The following is a 16639-nucleotide window of genomic DNA, read 5'->3' as shown; positions in this document are numbered from 1 at the left end:
GAAAGCACGCCAGAAGAGCCCGCAGGACCGGGGGCAGAAAGAGGGGCATTTACCGCGCTCAGGGAGCGGAGGCGCGCCTTGTAACGATGTCTCAGGAAGTACTGGCTGGGGTGGTAGGATTCGAACCTACGGTACGCGGTACCAAAAACCGTTGCCTTACCACTTGGCTACACCCCAACCGTGGCGGCGGTATTACGCGAAGGGTTCGGGGGGCGCAAGACCTTCGACGGCAAAAAATTCATCTCTTTTTCGTCTTACGTCGAGACAGCTTTCAAACCTGTTCGGCACGGTGAAAGACGTGCTGGCTGCGACCGGCGCGCTTGGCGGTATAGAGCGCCGCATCCGCCCGTTCGAGCAGCCCCGCGGGACCGTCTGCTGCGGGCTTTTCGGGGTGATGCAGCGCGATTCCGATGCTGGCCGAGACCCCGCAGGTCGCGCCATCGATCTCGACCGGGGCCTCGATCCGCGCGATCAGCTGAGAGGCGAGATCGGAGAGCCGCTCCTCGTCGGTCAGCCCCAGCGGCAGAATCAGGAACTCGTCGCCACCGACACGGGCCACGAGGTCGTTCTTGCGAGTCAGATCGAGCATCCGGCGGGCCACGGCCTGCAACACCCTGTCGCCGGCGGCGTGACCGCGGCTGTCATTCACCTGCTTGAAATGGTCGAGGTCGAGATGCAGCACCGCGAAGCGCTCGCCGCCGCGGATCAGCCGCTGCAGCAGCTGGTCCATGGCGCGGCGGTTGCCGAGACCGGTCAGCGGATCGGTGAAGGCGCGCTGCTCGGCCGCCTGCATCGCGCCCTGCAGGCGGCGATTGAGGGTGCGCGAGGATTCCATTGCCGCGCTCTTGGCCTCGACGAGGTAGAGCATGTCGATCGCCAGATCGGTGGCGGCGAAATCGGTGGCGGTGAGCGCGTGGCGGCGCACCGCCTCGACCACGCCGATGCCGAAGGAAAGATTGAGCAGCGCGCCGCCAGCATCGTCGGGCATCGCCAGCCCCTTCATCGTCAGGCCCTCGGGGCCGCGCAGCCGCAGCTGCAGCTTGCGCCCGGACAGCTCGAGCAGGGCAGGCAGGGTCGCGACAGCGCGCGGGCGATAGACCTCGACGATCTCCGCGAAGCCCGCCCCGATGCCCCTGCCCGGCCCGAGCAGCTTGGCCAGGGTCGGGCCGAGCCCGCGCACCCGGCCATCGGCGGCGATCGAAAGGTGCAGCGGCATCAGCGCTTCGAGCGTCCGGGGCGGCAGGTTCATGCCCTGCCCCCCTGGCCCGGGCCCGGCGCCCCGCCGAGATCGAAGCTGCGGCCGGTGGCGAAATCTGCCTGCACCACCGCGATGTCGATGCGTTCACGCCCGTCGCGCAGGCCGGCGTGATCGAGGATCACCAGCGCGCCGTAATCATCCGCCATCGCGCGCAACACGCCGACGAGGACATGGCCGAAGCCCAGCGGATCGCGCGCCCGCACCTGGCATACCAGCTCGAACGCGCCGCCCGGCCGATCGCGAAGCTCGAGCTCGGGCAGATTGAGATCCGCCACCGCGAGACGGGCGCGGCCCGGCAGGTCGTCGAGCGAATGCAGGAAATCGATGAAGTCGAGCCCGCCGTAGCGCATCAGCCGGCGCAGGCCCTCGTTGTTGGGGTGGGTGATGAGATAGGTGCCGATATCCTCGAGGATCGCCTCGCCGGGCTTCGCGAGCCGGGCGACCGCCGCCCTCAGAACCCGGTCGACGATCTCGGGCTCGTAATCAAGCATGGCCTCGAATTCCGGGCTGTCGAGCTCGGCGCGGCGCGCGATCTCGGCCCAGAAAACCTGCCCATACGTATCCTGCAGGAAACACTGAAGTGTCCGTGCCACCAGCCCGTGCATCTGCCTCTTCCGTTCGCCTGGTGGCCCCGCCTGCAGCCAGCCTGGCCGCGCCCAGCGCACGACGCCACGAGGCTCCGCTCTGCGCGCGCCAGATCGCTGCCGGATGGCGCACCGCCTGATCCGTTTGCCCCGCGGCCCCGGATGCCGGCCGGGCCCGCCTGTCTGTCACGGCAAGACCATTGGCGGCAGGCGCTTAAGATCCGACGAACGAAGTGGATTTTAGGCAGATTCCCCCGCGCCGACGCCCGTCACCGGGCCCATCCCGCAGGCAGGCCGACAGGTATCAGGCGCCGAGCAGCCAGCCCGGCAGGTGGCCGATATCGGGCAGCACCGCATCGGCCAGCGGCGCCAGCCGGTCGGCCCCGATCGGGCCGGTGAGCACCGCCACGGTCTGCATCCCGGCGGCGCGCCCGGCGCTGAGATCGTGCGGGCTGTCGCCCACCATCACGATGCGCCCCGGCGCGATCGCCACGCGCTCGGCGAAGGCCAGCAGCGGCGCCGGATCGGGCTTGGCGCCAAAGCCGCTGTCGAACCCGGCGATGAAATCGAAGACGCCGCGAATCCCGGCGTAGCCGAGATGCGCATGGGCCACGCTCTCGGCATCGTTGGTCATGACGCCCAGCGGCAGCCCCATCGCCTCCAGCTGCGCCATCAGCGGCACCAGCGGGGCGGCGGGCTTCAGCGGCGCCTCGGCACCGGTGCGTTCAAGATAGGATTCGATCTCCCCCGCCTCGCGCCCCGGCAGCGCCGAGGCGAGACAGGCCGCCGCTTCGCGGTTGGTACCGGCCACCACCGGGCTGTCGGCGTGGAAGCTTTCGGTCTCGAGATCGAACCGCGCCGCCTCGGCCAACGCCAGAAGCGTGGCCTCGCAGCCGTCCGAGAGATGCCGCAGGGCCTGCTGGCCCCAGGCATTCCAGGTCGCTCCGAACTCGAACAGGGTGCCGTCCTTGTCGAACAGCACGGCATCGGCACGCAGGCTCATGTCCAGTTGACCTCGCCGCCGCCCGGCAGCATGGCGCGGGCCATCCGCGGCGTCTCGTAATCGAGCCCCTGCGCGTCGCAGAAGCTGCCGATCCAGGCGTCGTCCATCAGGATGAAATCCAGCACCGCGCCCTGGAAGACCGGATCCTCCAGCGCGACGCGGAAATCCTGCTCGGAAGCGCCGGTGGCGCCGAGAAACACCGGCAGAAGCTCGTCGTTGGTGGCCAGCCAGGCCACGGCCTGCAGTCCGATCAGTTCAGCGCTGTCACGGGAGATCGCCATTGGGTGCCTAAAATCCGAAAGAGATTATTAACCATTCTCGGCGAACACTGCCCGCCAGAGGACACGCAGCCCCCGTGGTCTGCGTAGCGCATGGTGGAAAAGGCTGCAATGACGGGACGGGTGCTTATCGCGGATGCTGTGGCAAACAATCGCATCGCCCTCGCGGCGGCGCTCGGCCGGGCGTTCTACGAAGTCATTCCCGTGGCCTCCGGGGCCGAGGCGCTGCGCGCCCTGCACCGGCAGCGTCCCGACGTGGTGATCGCCTCGACCGCGCTGCCCGACATGAAGGCGCGGGTGTTCTGCACCCGGGCGCAGGTGATGGCCGACCGGGGCGACACGCCGATCCTTCTGCTTGGCGAGGGTCAGGACCGGGCCGAACGCCACGCGCTGCTCGCCGCCGGGGCCGATGACGTGCTCGATCAACCCGTCGATCGCGGCCTGCTGCTGGCGCGGCTGCGCAACCGGCTGCGCGCCCGCGCCGCCGATGCCGAGCTGACCCTGCGCGACGATACCCGGCGCGCCCTCGGCCTCGCGGACGCCGCCGGGGCCCCGTTCCAGCCGCCGGCGCGGGTCGCGCTGATCGCGGTCAGCGCCGGGCCCGAGATCGACCGGGCCATCGCCTGCCTGCAGGCGCGGCTGTCTGACCGGATCGAGCGGATGACAGCGGAACAGGCGCTGCGCCCGAGCGCAACGCCCCCCGAGGCCTTCGTCGTCGTCGAGACCGGCGCGCCGGCGCGCGGCGGGCTGGCGCTCCTGACCCAGCTTCGCGCCAGCCCGAGACATCAGCGCGCCGCCCTGCTCTACGTCTGCGACGCGGCGCACCCGAAACAGGCGACCGGGGCGCTCGATCTCGGCGCCGACGACCTGCTCACCCGTGGATTCGACGCCGCGGAGCTGGCGCTCCGGCTGCCGCGCCAGATCGCCCGCAAGCGCCGCCGCGACAGCCTGCGCGCCAACATGCGCCACGGGCTGCACGCGGCGATCACCGATCCGCTTACCGGGCTGCACAATCGCCGCTACGCGCTGCCGCATCTTTCCCGCCTCTGCGAGCGCGCGGTCGAGCGCGGGCGCGGCTTCTCGCTGCTGCTGGCGGATCTCGATCACTTCAAGCGCATCAACGATCGCCACGGCCACGCCGCGGGCGACGCCGTGCTCTGCGAGGTGGCGCGACGGATGTGCGGGGAAGTGCGGCTTTCGGATCTCGTGGCGCGGTTCGGCGGCGAGGAATTCCTGGTGATCCTGCCCGACAGCGACGAGGCTGCCGCCCGCAGCAGCGCCGAGCGCCTGCGCACGGCGCTGGCCGCCGGCCCCTTCGTGCTGCCCGGCGGCGGCGCCTGCGCCTCCGCCACCGTCAGCATCGGGCTCGCCGCCTGCGCCGACGGCGAGCGCATTGCCTCCGACGTCCTGCTCGACCGGGCCGACCGGGCGCTCTACGCCGCCAAGGATCGCGGCCGCGACCGGGTGCTCGCCTGGTCGGACCTGCGGCCCGGGCCACGCGTGCTCAGCGCCAGCGGCTGAGCCCCCCGCGGCACCGCGCGCCGGGCTCAGTCGCGATCGGGGCGCGGGCCCTTGCGGATCTTCTCGGAGACCTCGCGGATCCGGTCCTCGAGGCGCTGCGCGTAGGCCGCGCGCTCCTCCGGCGTGAGCTGCGCGACATAGTCGACCAGCAGGCGCTGACCCTTGGCCTGACGGTTCTCGGCGCGCTCGCCCTGCCGGTCCAGCGTCGCAGCGAAGGCGGCGGGATCGAAGGGCTCGGCGCGCAGGATCTCGATGGCGGTGCGGTACTCGTCGAGGAAATCCCCCGGCGTGTCGCGCTGGCGCTCGACCTGGCCGCGCAGGGTGCGGCCGAGTTCGCGCCGCTGCTCTTCCTTCAGCGCGTGGGTGTAGGGAAACACGAAGTCGCGCCCGCGCGGCGGGCCGTCGCGATCGATGTCGGGGCGAGTGAGAAACAGCCCTGCGACCACGCCCGCCACCGCGAGATTCGCGGCCAGCGAGGCGAACAGCAGGACGCGCAGGCCGGTGGTCATTTTCGGGGTCTTGGCGGTCGTCATGTCTTCGCTCATGGCTCAGTATCCCAGCATCGCGACATCGAAGCCGCTGGCCGGCTCGAAGGTGGTGTAACTGTCCGACACCGTGGCGACGGAGGTCCAGTCGGAGAAGGTCGCGGGCGAGACGGCGCCGAACCAGACCCCGGCCGCGCAGGCCGCTGCCAGCCCCGCCACCGCCGGCCAGCCGCCGAGCACGCGCAGCAGGTCGCGCAGCCGCACGCCGCGGCTCTCCCGCTCGGGCATGACCGCGACCGCGGGCGCTCGCTGTTCCTCCAGCGCCATCGCCTCCATGCGCGCCAGCCAGTCGCCCGAAGGCGCCGGCGCCTCGGCGCGTCCCGCGTCGAACCAGGGGCCCAGCCCCGCTTCCTCTGCCTTGCGCTTGTCAGTCATCGTCATATCCCAGCTCTGCGCGTCTGGCCCCGAGCAGGCCCTCCAGCGCCTTGCGGCCCCGCGCGGTCAGACTTTCGACCGCGCGCACGCCTATGTCCATGATCTCGGCGATCTCGGGGTTCGAGAGCCCTTCGAGATGACGCAGGATCACCGCCTGTTTCTGCCGCTCGGGCAGCGTGTCGAGCGCCGCCTGCAGCGCCGCGCCGCGCGCGGTCTCCTGCAGATCCTGTTCCGCCGAGCGTGCCGGATCGGGCGGCTCGGCCACCGCGTCGAGATCGACATGGCCGCCGCGCGCCTTGCGGATCCGGTCGATGCACAGGTTCGACACCACCCGGTAGAGCCAGGTCGAGACCTTGGCTTCGCCGGCGCGCCAGCCCGGCGCCGCGCGCCACAACCGCAGCAGCGCCTCCTGCGCCACGTCCTCGGCCTCGGCCCGGTCCTTGAGCATGCGCATCGCCACGCCGAAGGCCTTCGGGCCCAGACGCTGGGTGAGCGCCCGCGCCGCGGCGGGCTCGCCGGCCGCATAGGCCGCGAGCAGGTCCTCGTCACTGCTGTCGCTCATTGCGTCATATGGCATCCGGTCCATCCAGTTGCGCTAGCCCGAGCGGGGCCACAACGCAACGGTGCGAGGCGGCGGCAGAGTGCCGCCGCCCGCCGTTTCAGTCCTGCGCCTCGGGCGCCGACTCGGGCATCTGCGCCGGCGGCGGGGTCTGGGCACCGGGGCGCATCTGCGGCTGGCCGTCGGGGCCACCGCGTCCGCCCATCTGGTGCTTGCCACCATGCCCGCCATAGCCGCCGGCGCGCATCTGGTGCTTGCCATCGCGGCCGTCACGGCCGCCGCGCTCGCCCATCTCGGAGCGGCGCTCCTGCATTCTCTGCAGCATCCGCTCTTGCGCCGCGGCCAGTTCCTCGAGGCTCACCTCGCCATTGCCGTCGGCATCGAGACGGTCGAACATCTGCTGCGGACCGCGCTTGTTGCCCGCCTCGATCTCCTCGAGGCTCAGCTTGCCGTCGCCATCGCTGTCGAGCCGCTCGACCATGCGTTGCTGGCGGCGCTCCTCGCGGAGGCGCTCCTGCGCGGCGCGGAAGGCGGTCAGCTCGTCGCCCTCGAGAACGCCGTCACCATTGGCATCGGCCTCGGCGAAGGCGGCTCCCGGGCCGGCCGCCGACAGTTCCTCGGCGGTCACCACCCCGTCGCCATCGGCGTCGAGTTCCTGGAACATCTCGAGCATCATCGGCGCCCGGCCTTCGCGCGGGCCGCCCTGCTGACCGGGCTGGCCCTGGAAGGCCATCGCCAGGCTTGCGGAGCCCATCACCGCAAGGGCGGCACCGGTAAGAAGCTTGCTCATGCGTGTCATTTGCTGCGATCTCCTGTTTATCGCTGGATGCCGGCGCCCCTGCGGCCGCCGATCTGTTCCTTCCACGCGGGGGCGGCTCATTCCCGTCGCAGATTTTTTTTGCGCAACCGGGCGGCACTGTCGTCGCCTGCCCAGAGTCAGCCGATGCGGCCGGCCGCCCCGGCAAAGGAATCCGCAAGGAAATCAATGAAGCTCCGGGTCCGGGACGGCACGTAGCGGCGCGCCGGATAAACCAGGTAGATGTCGGCATTGTCGGCGCTATATTCAGACAGAAGCTCGACCAGTCGCCCCTCGGCAAGATCCTCCTGCACATCCCAGAGCGATTTCAGCACCACCCCCTCACCCTCCAGCGCCCAGCAATGCGTAACCTCGCCGCTGTTGCTCGCGAGAGTTGTCGGAATGCTGACAGAGCGCATGCCGCTCTCGTCCTCGAACATCCATTGGTCGAGCAACTGACCATCGCGGATCAGCACGATCCCGCGATGCTCGGCCAGGTCTTCAGGCACGCGCGGCGCGGGCCGGTCTTCGAGATAGCGCGGCGCGGCGCAGACCACGCGCCGTGCCTTCAGCAGCCGCCGGGTGATGAACTCGCCCTTTGTCGGGCGCCCGACCCGCAGCGCGCAGTCGAACTCGCGCCAGAGCAGGTCGTCGCTCTCGTCCGAGAGGAAGAGCTGCACCGAGATCTGAGGGAATTTCTGTCGGAAGGCCCGGATCAGCGGTGCGATCTGACGCCGCCCGAAGGACAGCGGCGCCGCCACCCGGAGAGCCCCGTTCGGGCCGAGGTTGCCGGTGCGGATCTCATCCTCCGCATCTTCGAGTTCACGCACCAGCGGCGCGCAGCGTTCGAGAAAGCGTTCGCCATCGAGCGTCAGGCGGCATTGCCGCGTGGTGCGGGTGAAGAGTCTGACCTCGAGCCGCGCCTCGAGCGCCGCGATCGCGCGGGTCACCGACGCGGGCGAGACCTTGAGCCTGCGGCCGGCACCGGCAAAGCTGCCCTCCTCGGCCGTGGCTATGAAGATCCTCAGTTCCGTGCTGTCCATACCGCTCCCTCACGGTTCCATAAAATTCACGTTTCCTGCTGCAATGGAGCATTTCACAATCCGTCGTAGTCGAAAGTCTGTGGCGACTAGTTCTTTTGGCAAGCCCCGGGGATGGTCCCCGCCGGGCGCAACCGAAAGGAACCTCACGATGAAAATGTTCTTCGCCGCAACCGCCACCGCCGCAGCCCTCGCAAGCCCGGTGCTCGCCGACCACCACATGGAGACCATTCCCGCCGTCGCCGAAGAGGCCGGCAACTTCACCACGCTGCTGGCCGCGGTCGAGGCAGCCGAGCTCGGCGAGACGCTCTCCGGTGAGGGCCCGTTCACCGTCCTCGCGCCGACCGACGCCGCCTTCGAGGCGCTGCCCGAGGGCACGCTCGACGAACTGCTGATGCCCGAGAACAAGGACAAGCTGGTCGACATCCTGACCTACCACGTCATCGAGGGCGCGGTGATGTCGAGCGATCTCGACGACGGCATGACCGCGACCACGATTCAGGGCGGCGAAGTGAAATTCGATCTCTCGAGCGACCCGATGGTCAACGACGCCACCATCGTGATGCCGGATGTGGAAGCTTCCAATGGCGTGATCCACGCCATCGACACGGTGCTGATGCCCGAAGGCTGATCGCCGACCTTCCCCGCAAGACCATCGAAATGCGTCCGGTCGATACCTCGACCGGGCGTTTTTCCGTGCCGCCCCTCTGCCATCCGACGCCACGGCGCGGCTTGCCGAGCAAAGGTGCACGCGCCACACTGCTTTGCGACATGGCGCCGCAACGACAATCTGCGCAGTTCTGTTAGCGTGGATGCTTCGTCACGTTTCGGGGGAGGATCGAGGAGACCGATGCAAGACATGACCCAGCCCGGAGAAGAGCCCGCGCAGGCCGATCAAGAGACCCGGAGTGCCGACCCTGCCGCCGCGCCGCTCGACGGCGCCCCCGCCCCCGCAGGCGATACCGCGGAGCAGCGCGAGACCTGGCCCGCGATCTGGCGCGGCTATCGCGGGCGCTGCCCGAATTGCGGCTCCGGCCCGCTGCTGCGCAGCTATCTCAAGGTGCGCGATCATTGCCCGGTCTGCCGCGAGGAGCTCTACCACAACCGTGCCGATGACGGCCCGGCCTACCTGACGATCCTGATCGTCGGCCACATCATGGCGCCGGCGCTGCACATCGTCTTCACCACCTGGCGTCCGGAGCCGCTGACCCTGATCACCATATTCTCCGTTGGCTGCATCGGCTTGTCTCTCTATCTTCTGCCAAGACTGAAAGGGGCGATCGTGGGCTTCCAATGGGCCCGCCGGATGCACGGGTTCTAGATCCGCGCCGCGGCCCGCAAGACCGGCAGGAGACGAGATGACCCAAGACAAGACGGCGATCCGCAACGCGGCGACGGTGATCGTGATGCGCGACCGCGCCACCGCCCCGCGCATCCTGATGGGGCAGCGCGGCGCCAAGGCGGCCTTCATGCCCAACAAGTTCGTGTTCCCCGGCGGCGCGGTGGATGCCGAGGATGCGCAGGTGCCGTTGAGCCGCCCCCTGCCCGCGCTCTGCGAGACACGGCTCGGCGAAGACAGCGTCGCGGGGCTCGCACATCCGCTCGCCGTTGCCGCGATTCGCGAGCTCTGGGAAGAGACCGGGCTGATTCTCGGCGCCCGCGGAGACTGGGCCGAGCCGCCCGCCGACTGGCGCAGCTTCGCGGCCACCGGCCACGTGCCCGACGCCTCCGGCCTGCAATTCGTGTTCCGCGCCATCACGCCCCCGGGTCGGCCCCGGCGCTTCGACGCGCGGTTCTTCCTCGTCGATGCCGAGGCGCTGGCCACCGATCCCGACGATTTCTCCGCCGCCTCGGACGAGCTCAGCCACCTGCAGTGGATCGCGCTCGACGCGCTGCGCGATTTCGACATGCCGTTCATCACCGAAGTGGTGCTGGCCGAGGTCGCCGCCCGCGCCCATGAGGACGGCCCGCCGGCCTCGGTGCCGTTCTTCCGCAACGATGACGAGGAAAGCCTGTTCCTGCGGCTCAACGGCACCGCGCTCCCCGACTGATCAACCGCCCGGCCAGGCGCGCGGGATCAGACGAAGCCGCGCCAGCGCAGCACCATCACCACCAGCGCAACCACCACGAGGATCCCGGCCATCACGCTGGCGAGGAGGTTGAGCAGCCGCGCCCGGCGCTGCGCGGCCAGGTCGACGGCCTGTAGATGGCGTTCGAGCCGCCCTGCCGCGGCGCGGATCGACGGCGCGTCGAGGGTGCGCGCGAGCTTGGGGTGATCGGCAAAGCGCCGCGCCTCGAGGATCCGGGCCAGGTCCTTGCGCAGCTTGTGCGGCAGCCGCCGCCGCGCCTTGGCAGCGCGGGCGCCGAAATCGCCGCGCGTGAGCTTGAGCCGGCTCTCGAAGAGCCGGTCGAGCCGCGCCACCGCGGCCTTGGTTTCCTGTGCGCCATCCATCGACATGGGCCACAGATCTCCCGAAACCGCAGCGCGGCGCAAGGGGGCGTTGCCACGGCGCCGGGCAAACCGCGCGGATCGGCAACAGGGGCATTCCCTTTGCCCCGCCCCTCTCCTAGAAACGGGCCATGCTGAACACGATCCTGCACGGCACCCAGGGTGCGCAACCGCCGCTTCTCATCGTTCACGGACTCTACGGCTCGGGCCGCAACTGGGGCGTCATCGCCAAGCGTCTCTCGGACGAGCGACAGGTGATCGCCGTCGACCAGCGCAACCACGGAGACTCGCCCTGGACCGAGAGCCATGGCTACGAGGACATGGCGGGCGATCTGGCCGAGGTGATCGAGGCGCATGGCGGCAAGGCCGATGTGCTCGGCCACTCGATGGGCGGCAAGGCGGCGATGGTGCTGGCGCTGACCCGGCCCGAGCTGGTCAACCGCCTGATCCTCGCCGACATCGCGCCGGTGGCCTACGACCACAGCCAGATCCAGTATATCGAGGCGATGCGGGCGGTGGATCTCGATGCGGTCGAGAAGCGCTCGGATGCCAATGACCAGCTCGCCCGGCACGTGCCCGAGCCGACGCTGCGCTCGTTCTTCACCCAGTCGCTCGACATCAAGGAGAAGCGCTGGAAGCTCAACCTCGACCTGCTGGCCGAGGAGATGCCCAAGATCATCGGCTTCCCCGAGATCGGCGGACAGTTCGACGGCCCCACCCTGTTCCTCGCGGGTGGCGAGAGCGACTACGTGAAGCCCGAGTACCGCTCCCGCATCAAGACGCTGTTCCCCGAGGCGCGTTTCGCCAAGATCCCCGGCGCAGGCCATTGGCTGCATGCCGAGAAGCCGCGCGAATTCGAGGCGGCGGTGCGCGCTTATCTGGCAGCCACCGGGCAATAGTTTCACGAAAACCGAAACTGCGCGGGCCGTTTCCGAAAAGGACGCGGCGCAGGCTTGATCGGTTCGGCAAATGCGCCCTTTCTCGCCGGAGAAAGGACGCCCGATGCCGCCCGCGCCGATCTCCGCCCCGCTACTCCCCGACCAGGACGCGCAAATCGTCGTCGAGCCAGGGCAGCTGCCGCTGCGCCGGTTCGATCACCAGCTCCGAGACCAGCTTCCGCATGGTGCGCGCCACGTCGCGCGGCACCCGGTCGCTCCAGTCGGCGGCGGCGAAGAGCGAGATGGTGCGCGCGAACGGGCTGAAGGGCAGCGGGTGCGCCTCCATCTGGTCGTGGAACCGCCCCGCCCGCATGTAGCCCAGCGGCGTGGTGATCGCCCAGCCGACCCCGCGCGCCGCGAGCGTCATCAGCGACAGGTGCGCGCCGATCTCGAAGCGCTCGGGGAAGTCGAGCTTCTGGCGTTTGAGATGGGCCTCGATCTGGCGCCCGATGAGCTGGTCGCGATCGTAGCGCAGCATCGGCAAGCCGCTCATCAGCGCCTCCGCGCCCCCTGCCTCGGCCAGCGCCCCGCGGGCACAGACCAGAATGAACGGATCGCGCACCAGCGGGTATTCGACCACCCCCTCGGTGACCCCGCCAGCGCTGGCGGCGATGGCGATGTGCAGCTTGCGCTCGCTCATCGCGGCGCCGATCTCGTGGCTCGGCGCGGTGATCAGCTTGAAGCGGCAGCGGGTCATGCTCTCGGCGAGAATGGTCACGAGCTTGGGCGTGAGGTCATTGTCGAAATCGTCGATCACCCCGAGGCTCAGGGTGCTGAGATGGGTCAGGTCCATCACCGTCAGCTCGTTCTGCGCCAGCCGCAGCTGGCTCAGCACCGACTGGGTGCGCAGAAGGAACGATCGCCCGGCCTGGGTCAGCCGCATCGGGCGGCGGCCGTGGTCGACCAGCTCGGCGCCGAGCGCGCTTTCGAGGTTGCGCATCTGCTGGCTGACCGCGGGCTGGCTCAGCCCGGTCATCTCGGCCGCCTGCGCCACCGAGCCAGTCGCCGCCAGCGCCTCGAACACCTCGAGCCCGCGCAGCGTCACGCCCTTCATCACCATCGGTTCTCTCCCAGCCCGGCGCGGAAGCACCGCGCCCCAGATATTCACCTTTTGTGAAACTCCCTCCCCTCAAGGTCAAGCGTTGCCGCCATGCCCCAAGCCTCTCCGATACAGCACTTGAAGCCCGCCCCCGGCCTGCCGCCGCAAAGCGCCGCCGAAATTTCCGACACCGTGGCGATCATGCTCGCGCGGCTGCGCGCGGGGCGCGAGGAGGCGGCGCGCGACTATGCCAGCCGGCTCGATGGCCATGATGGCGCGCCCGAGATCACGCCGGAGGCGCTGGTCACCGCGCAGCGTCGCCTGCCGCTGACGCTGGTCGAGGATATCGCTTATGCCCACGCCAACATCCGCGCCTTCGCCGAGGCGCAGCGCGCGTCGGTCACCGAGTTCGAGACCGAGCTCCGCCCCGGCCTCTTTGCCGGGCAGCGGCTGATCCCGCTGGGCTGCGCCGGGGCCTACGTGCCGGGCGGGCGCTACGCCCATATCGCCTCGGCGCTGATGAGCATCACCACCGCCCGCGCCGCCGGGGTCGAGCACGTCATCGCCTGCACGCCGCCCGGGCCGGAGGGTCCGCACCCGGCGATCCTGCATGCCATGCACGTGGCCGGCGCGGGCCGGGTGCTGGCGATGGGCGGGGTGCAAGGGGTGGCGGCGATGGCGCTGGGGCTCTTCGGCCTGCCCGAGGCCGATATCCTTGTGGGCCCCGGCAATGCCTACGTGGCCGAGGCCAAGCGCCAGCTCTTCGGGCCCATCGGCATCGACATGGTGGCGGGCCCGACGGATTCGATGATCCTTGCCGACGCCACCGCCTCGCCGCGCACCGTGGCGCTCGATCTGGTCAGCCAGGCCGAGCATGGCGGCACTTCCCCGGTCTGGCTCGTCACCACCCACAGGCCGCTGGCCGAGGCGGTGCTGCGCGAGGTGCCCCGCATCATCGCCACCCTGCCCGAGCCCAACCGCAGCGCCGCCGCCGAGGCCTGGGACGCGCTCGGAGAGGTCATGCTGGCGGAAAGCCGCGAGGCGATGGCGGTACAGGCGGATCTCTACGCCCCCGAGCACCTGCACGTGCAGGCCGCCGATCTCCAGTGGTGGCGCGGGCGGCTCAGCGCCTATGGCTCGCTGTTTCTCGGCACCGAGACCACGGTGGCCTTCGGCGACAAGGCGGCGGGGCCGAACCATGTGCTGCCGACCGGACGCGCGGCGCGCTATACCGGCGGGCTCTCGGTTCACAAATTCCTGAAATGCGTGACCTGGCAGCGGGTCGAAGCACCGGCGCTTCCGGATCTCGCCCGCGCCAGCGCCGGCATCGCGCGGGCCGAGGGCATGGAAGGCCACGCCCGCGCCGCCGAGGCACGGCTGCCGTCAAGGGACACGCGCCCGCGGCGCGCGGCTGCAGGGGCGTAGCACTCAGAGGAGCACCCCGCAGGGCCGCATGCTCTGCGGCGCGAGCCAAAGACGGGCTGGGCGGTGCAGGCGCTCCGGGAGATCGCCTCGAGCCAAGCTCTGCGCGGCGGCTCGGCCTGGAACCGCCAGCCAGCCGCCCGCAGCGGCGACGGGGTTGGCCGGACTCAGAGCCCTTTGCACATGCGCTCGGCGCGGTCCACGAAGGCGCTGTAGCGCTTCCAGAATTCCTCGTCGCGCCTGCGGTCCGACTGGCGCACCTCCTGCGCCTCGTGGGGATCTTCGTAGAACCCCACCATCCGGCGCTGATCGCCGCCGCTCAGTTCGACATCTGCCGCCGCCTGGATGCAGCCGCAGAGTTGCGGGTTGCGGGCGCTGCGCTGCGATCCGTTGCAGGCCCTGCTGACCGGGCCGCTCGCCGTCGGTACCACCCGGTAATCGTTGGAGGCCCGGTTGCCACCACCGCAGCCGGCCACCAGGGCCAGCGCCACGACACAGGAAATCACTCTCATCCGCCTGTCACCTTTTCCGCTCGGCGCTCCCTCGGGGCTTGTCGCCCTGTTCTGACGGGAGCTTTTGCCGCAAGATGCCCCAAACCGCATGCGGTTTCAATTCACCAGCCTGTCAGATGCGCCCTGGACACCGGCCGCCGCGGCCTCGCCCTTCCACCGACCGGCGCCCGGCCCGCAAAAGACCCGTCCAAGGCCCACAACTCACCTTGACCGGCCAGCAAAACAACAGCATATCCAGCAAATCATGACCGATCTCGCGCATATCCGTAACTTCTCCATCGTTGCCCATATCGACCACGGGAAATCCACCCTGGCCGACCGGCTGATCCAGCTCACCGGCACCGTCGCCGAACGCGACATGCAGGAACAGCTTCTCGACTCGATGGATATCGAGCGGGAACGCGGCATCACCATCAAGGCCAACACCGTCCGCATCGAATACCCGGCGCAGGACGGCGAGACCTACGTGCTGAACCTGATCGACACGCCCGGCCACGTCGACTTCGCCTACGAGGTCGCGCGCTCGATGCATGCCGTCGAGGGCTCGCTGCTGGTGGTCGACGCGACCCAGGGCGTCGAGGCCCAGACGCTGGCCAATGTCTACACCGCCATCGACGCCGATCACGAGATCGTCCCGGTGCTCAACAAGGTCGACCTGCCGGCGGCCGAGCCCGACCGCGTCAAGGAGCAGATCGAGGACGTCATCGGCATCGACAGCCAGGATGCCTGCCTGATCTCCGCCAAGACCGGCATCGGCATTCCCGACGTGCTGGAAGCCATCGTCAAGCGCCTGCCTGCCCCTTCCGAGGGCGACCGCAACAAGCCGCTGAAGGCGATGCTGGTGGATTCGAAATACGATCAGTATCTCGGCGTGATCTGTATCGTGCGGATCATCGACGGCGTTCTGAAAAAGGGCGACCGCATCCGCATGATGAAGACCGGCGGCACCTACGATGTCGACGATGTCGGCGTCTACCGCCCGGCGATGACCAACGTGAAAGAGCTCGGACCGGGCGAGATCGGCTATCTCAACGCCTCGATCAAGCAGGTCCGCGACACCCGCGTCGGCGACACCATCACCCACGAGAAGAAGCAATGCGCCGAGCCGCTGCCCGGCTTCAAGCCTTCGGTGCCGGTGGTGTTCTGCGGCCTGTTCCCGGTCGATGCCAACGATTTCGAGGACATGCGCGACGCCATCGAGAAGCTGGCGCTCAACGACGCCTCCTTCACCTTCGAGATGGAGACCTCGGCGGCGCTCGGCTTCGGCTTCCGCTGCGGCTTCCTCGGCCTGCTGCACCTCGAGGTGATCCGCGACCGCCTCGAGCGCGAGTACAATATCGAGCTGATCACCACCGCGCCGTCGGTGATCTATCACCTCTATACCAAGGACGGGGAGCGCCGCGACCTGCACAACCCCGCCGACATGCCCGACATGTCGACCGTGGACCATATCGAGGAGCCGCGCATCAAGGCCACCATCATGGTGCCCGACGAGTATCTCGGCGACGTGCTGAAGCTCTGCCAGGAGCGCCGCGGCATCCAGATGGACCTGACCTATGTCGGCGGCCGCGCCATGACGGTCTATGACCTGCCGCTCAACGAGGTGGTGTTCGATTTCTACGACCGCCTGAAATCGGTGACCAAGGGCTATGCCTCCTTCGATTACGAGATGATCGGCTACCGCGAGGACAACCTCGTGAAGATGTCGATCCTGGTAAACGACGAGCCGGTCGACGCGCTGGCGATGATGGTGCACCGCGAGCGCGCCGAGATGCGCGGCCGGGCGATGTGCGAGAAGCTCAAGGAGCTGATCCCGCGCCACATGTTCAAGATCCCGATCCAGGCGGCCATCGGCGGCAAGGTGATCGCCCGCGAGACGCTCTCGGCGATGCGCAAGGACGTGACCGCCAAGTGCTACGGCGGCGACGCCACCCGGAAGAAGAAGCTGCTCGAGAAGCAGAAGGCCGGCAAGAAGAAGATGCGCCAGTTCGGCAAGGTCGAGATCCCGCAGGAAGCCTTTATCTCGGCGCTGAAGATGGACAGCTGAGGTCTCAGGGCCCGGTTTGGATTTGCGAAGGGGCGCCCGAAGGGCGCCCTTTTTTCTTTTGCCTTCCAGTGATGCTAGCACTCGAACTATAACGCCCGAAATTTAGGATTCCTGTCCGTGCTATCGCGATTGAGTTCAGCGGACACGAGAAAGAATTGACCTCATGCCCGTGGGGGCCGAATTCTAGAAGACGCGGCAATGCGCTCGGGTAAGCGACCGCCGCAGTTCAATACTAAATACTATTTAGAAAATGCATTTGAGGCTGCGCCTCAT

Annotated in this window: 19 protein-coding genes and 1 tRNA gene; 7 read left to right on the top strand and 13 right to left on the bottom strand. The window is 68.9% G+C overall.

Annotated elements, in window-relative coordinates; translation table 11 throughout:
• Window positions 1-102 precede the first annotated feature (102 nt).
• The 5 genes from KUV62_RS11855 to KUV62_RS11835 form a co-directional block, all read right to left on the bottom strand.
• Window positions 103-177, bottom strand: a tRNA-Gln gene (locus KUV62_RS11855).
• Window positions 178-271: 94 nt separating this feature from the next.
• Entirely contained in the window at window positions 272-1249 is a 978-nt protein-coding gene (locus tag KUV62_RS11850; RefSeq protein ID WP_222603895.1) for a GGDEF domain-containing protein, read from the bottom strand.
• Window positions 1246-1863 (bottom strand): heme NO-binding domain-containing protein, encoded by a 618-nt coding sequence (locus tag KUV62_RS11845; protein ID WP_222603894.1) that lies wholly within the window; start codon window positions 1861-1863, stop codon window positions 1246-1248. Before KUV62_RS11845 ends, KUV62_RS11850 begins: the two co-directional genes overlap by 4 nt.
• A gap of 283 nt (window positions 1864-2146) precedes the next feature.
• Entirely contained in the window at window positions 2147-2845 is a 699-nt protein-coding gene (locus KUV62_RS11840) for an HAD family hydrolase (protein WP_222603893.1), read from the bottom strand.
• Window positions 2842-3126 (bottom strand): DUF3572 domain-containing protein, encoded by a 285-nt coding sequence (locus KUV62_RS11835; protein ID WP_222603892.1) that lies wholly within the window; start codon window positions 3124-3126, stop codon window positions 2842-2844. Before KUV62_RS11835 ends, KUV62_RS11840 begins: the two co-directional genes overlap by 4 nt.
• A gap of 108 nt (window positions 3127-3234) precedes the next feature.
• On the opposite strand from KUV62_RS11835, the gene KUV62_RS11830 reads away from it, so the two are divergent.
• Window positions 3235-4644 carry a diguanylate cyclase gene (locus KUV62_RS11830; RefSeq protein WP_222603891.1) on the top strand — a complete coding sequence of 470 codons (1410 nt, stop codon included), beginning with the start codon at window positions 3235-3237 and terminating at the stop codon, window positions 4642-4644.
• A gap of 26 nt (window positions 4645-4670) precedes the next feature.
• Here the strand turns inward: KUV62_RS11830 and KUV62_RS11825 are convergent, their stop codons facing one another.
• From KUV62_RS11825 to KUV62_RS11805, 5 genes are all read right to left on the bottom strand, one after another.
• Complete coding sequence (locus KUV62_RS11825) at window positions 4671-5189, bottom strand: periplasmic heavy metal sensor (protein ID WP_222603890.1); 519 nt, start codon at window positions 5187-5189, stop codon at window positions 4671-4673.
• Between the two features lie 3 nt (window positions 5190-5192).
• Window positions 5193-5564 (bottom strand): hypothetical protein, encoded by a 372-nt coding sequence (locus KUV62_RS11820; protein WP_261395580.1) that lies wholly within the window; start codon window positions 5562-5564, stop codon window positions 5193-5195.
• Window positions 5557-6141: an RNA polymerase sigma factor gene (locus KUV62_RS11815; RefSeq protein WP_222603888.1), complete on the bottom strand. Its 585-nt coding sequence runs from the start codon at window positions 6139-6141 to the stop codon at window positions 5557-5559. Before KUV62_RS11815 ends, KUV62_RS11820 begins: the two co-directional genes overlap by 8 nt.
• 82 nt (window positions 6142-6223) lie before the next feature.
• Entirely contained in the window at window positions 6224-6913 is a 690-nt protein-coding gene (locus KUV62_RS11810; protein WP_222603887.1) for an EF-hand domain-containing protein, read from the bottom strand.
• A gap of 146 nt (window positions 6914-7059) precedes the next feature.
• Window positions 7060-7962: a LysR family transcriptional regulator gene (locus KUV62_RS11805; RefSeq protein WP_222603886.1), complete on the bottom strand. Its 903-nt coding sequence runs from the start codon at window positions 7960-7962 to the stop codon at window positions 7060-7062.
• A gap of 148 nt (window positions 7963-8110) precedes the next feature.
• Here KUV62_RS11805 and KUV62_RS11800 point away from each other — a divergent pair, with 148 nt between their 5' ends.
• The 3 genes from KUV62_RS11800 to KUV62_RS11790 all read left to right on the top strand — a co-directional run bounded on the left by KUV62_RS11800 (window position 8111) and on the right by KUV62_RS11790 (window position 10010).
• On the top strand, window positions 8111-8590 hold the full coding sequence (locus KUV62_RS11800) for a fasciclin domain-containing protein (protein WP_222603885.1): 480 nt from the start codon (window positions 8111-8113) through the stop codon (window positions 8588-8590).
• A 219-nt stretch (window positions 8591-8809) separates the two neighbouring features.
• Window positions 8810-9280 (top strand): DUF983 domain-containing protein, encoded by a 471-nt coding sequence (locus KUV62_RS11795; RefSeq protein ID WP_222603884.1) that lies wholly within the window; start codon window positions 8810-8812, stop codon window positions 9278-9280.
• Window positions 9281-9317: 37 nt separating this feature from the next.
• Window positions 9318-10010, top strand: coding sequence for an NUDIX hydrolase (locus KUV62_RS11790; protein ID WP_222603883.1), 693 nt, complete (start codon window positions 9318-9320; stop codon window positions 10008-10010).
• Between the two features lie 26 nt (window positions 10011-10036).
• On the opposite strand, the gene KUV62_RS11785 is transcribed toward KUV62_RS11790, so the two are convergent.
• The gene (locus KUV62_RS11785) at window positions 10037-10417 is read right to left on the bottom strand and encodes a hypothetical protein (protein WP_222603882.1); all 381 of its coding nucleotides are present in this window, start codon (window positions 10415-10417) and stop codon (window positions 10037-10039) included.
• Window positions 10418-10539: 122 nt separating this feature from the next.
• On the opposite strand from KUV62_RS11785, the gene KUV62_RS11780 reads away from it, so the two are divergent.
• Window positions 10540-11307 carry an alpha/beta fold hydrolase gene (locus KUV62_RS11780; protein WP_222603881.1) on the top strand — a complete coding sequence of 256 codons (768 nt, stop codon included), beginning with the start codon at window positions 10540-10542 and terminating at the stop codon, window positions 11305-11307.
• A 130-nt stretch (window positions 11308-11437) separates the two neighbouring features.
• Here the strand turns inward: KUV62_RS11780 and KUV62_RS11775 are convergent, their stop codons facing one another.
• The gene (locus KUV62_RS11775; protein WP_222603880.1) at window positions 11438-12406 is read right to left on the bottom strand and encodes a LysR family transcriptional regulator; all 969 of its coding nucleotides are present in this window, start codon (window positions 12404-12406) and stop codon (window positions 11438-11440) included.
• 90 nt (window positions 12407-12496) lie between these two features.
• Here KUV62_RS11775 and hisD point away from each other — a divergent pair, with 90 nt between their 5' ends.
• The gene (gene hisD / locus KUV62_RS11770; RefSeq protein ID WP_222603879.1) at window positions 12497-13810 is read left to right on the top strand and encodes a histidinol dehydrogenase; all 1314 of its coding nucleotides are present in this window, start codon (window positions 12497-12499) and stop codon (window positions 13808-13810) included.
• Between the two features lie 164 nt (window positions 13811-13974).
• Here the strand turns inward: hisD and KUV62_RS11765 are convergent, their stop codons facing one another.
• Entirely contained in the window at window positions 13975-14319 is a 345-nt protein-coding gene (locus tag KUV62_RS11765; protein WP_222603878.1) for a hypothetical protein, read from the bottom strand.
• A gap of 244 nt (window positions 14320-14563) precedes the next feature.
• Between KUV62_RS11765 and lepA the strand changes: the two genes are divergently transcribed.
• Window positions 14564-16366 carry a translation elongation factor 4 gene (gene lepA, locus KUV62_RS11760; RefSeq protein WP_222603877.1) on the top strand — a complete coding sequence of 601 codons (1803 nt, stop codon included), beginning with the start codon at window positions 14564-14566 and terminating at the stop codon, window positions 16364-16366.
• Window positions 16367-16639: the final 273 nt, after the last annotated feature.

Origin of the sequence: Salipiger bermudensis (assembly GCF_019801965.1) — a bacterium.
Taxonomy (GTDB): Bacteria; Pseudomonadota; Alphaproteobacteria; order Rhodobacterales; family Rhodobacteraceae; genus Salipiger; species Salipiger bermudensis_A.
Note: the sequence above shows the minus strand (reverse complement) of the source record. Positions and strands in the feature narration are given on the sequence as shown.

Excerpts from the sequence above, each read along its gene's own strand:
- KUV62_RS11850 (WP_222603895.1), bottom strand. The coding sequence starts at position 1,249 with ATGAACCTGCCGCCCCGGACGCTCGAAGCGCTGATGCCGCTGCACCTT.
- KUV62_RS11845 (WP_222603894.1), bottom strand. The coding sequence starts at position 1,863 with ATGCACGGGCTGGTGGCACGGACACTTCAGTGTTTCCTGCAGGATACG.
- KUV62_RS11840 (WP_222603893.1), bottom strand. The coding sequence starts at position 2,845 with ATGAGCCTGCGTGCCGATGCCGTGCTGTTCGACAAGGACGGCACCCTG.
- KUV62_RS11835 (WP_222603892.1), bottom strand. The coding sequence starts at position 3,126 with ATGGCGATCTCCCGTGACAGCGCTGAACTGATCGGACTGCAGGCCGTG.
- KUV62_RS11830 (WP_222603891.1), top strand. The coding sequence starts at position 3,235 with ATGACGGGACGGGTGCTTATCGCGGATGCTGTGGCAAACAATCGCATC.
- KUV62_RS11825 (WP_222603890.1), bottom strand. The coding sequence starts at position 5,189 with ATGAGCGAAGACATGACGACCGCCAAGACCCCGAAAATGACCACCGGC.
- KUV62_RS11820 (WP_261395580.1), bottom strand. The coding sequence starts at position 5,564 with ATGACTGACAAGCGCAAGGCAGAGGAAGCGGGGCTGGGCCCCTGGTTC.
- KUV62_RS11815 (WP_222603888.1), bottom strand. The coding sequence starts at position 6,141 with ATGCCATATGACGCAATGAGCGACAGCAGTGACGAGGACCTGCTCGCG.
- KUV62_RS11810 (WP_222603887.1), bottom strand. The coding sequence starts at position 6,913 with ATGAGCAAGCTTCTTACCGGTGCCGCCCTTGCGGTGATGGGCTCCGCA.
- KUV62_RS11805 (WP_222603886.1), bottom strand. The coding sequence starts at position 7,962 with ATGGACAGCACGGAACTGAGGATCTTCATAGCCACGGCCGAGGAGGGC.
- KUV62_RS11800 (WP_222603885.1), top strand. The coding sequence starts at position 8,111 with ATGAAAATGTTCTTCGCCGCAACCGCCACCGCCGCAGCCCTCGCAAGC.
- KUV62_RS11795 (WP_222603884.1), top strand. The coding sequence starts at position 8,810 with ATGCAAGACATGACCCAGCCCGGAGAAGAGCCCGCGCAGGCCGATCAA.
- KUV62_RS11790 (WP_222603883.1), top strand. The coding sequence starts at position 9,318 with ATGACCCAAGACAAGACGGCGATCCGCAACGCGGCGACGGTGATCGTG.
- KUV62_RS11785 (WP_222603882.1), bottom strand. The coding sequence starts at position 10,417 with ATGTCGATGGATGGCGCACAGGAAACCAAGGCCGCGGTGGCGCGGCTC.
- KUV62_RS11780 (WP_222603881.1), top strand. The coding sequence starts at position 10,540 with ATGCTGAACACGATCCTGCACGGCACCCAGGGTGCGCAACCGCCGCTT.
- KUV62_RS11775 (WP_222603880.1), bottom strand. The coding sequence starts at position 12,406 with ATGGTGATGAAGGGCGTGACGCTGCGCGGGCTCGAGGTGTTCGAGGCG.
- hisD (WP_222603879.1), top strand. The coding sequence starts at position 12,497 with ATGCCCCAAGCCTCTCCGATACAGCACTTGAAGCCCGCCCCCGGCCTG.
- KUV62_RS11765 (WP_222603878.1), bottom strand. The coding sequence starts at position 14,319 with ATGAGAGTGATTTCCTGTGTCGTGGCGCTGGCCCTGGTGGCCGGCTGC.
- lepA (WP_222603877.1), top strand. The coding sequence starts at position 14,564 with ATGACCGATCTCGCGCATATCCGTAACTTCTCCATCGTTGCCCATATC.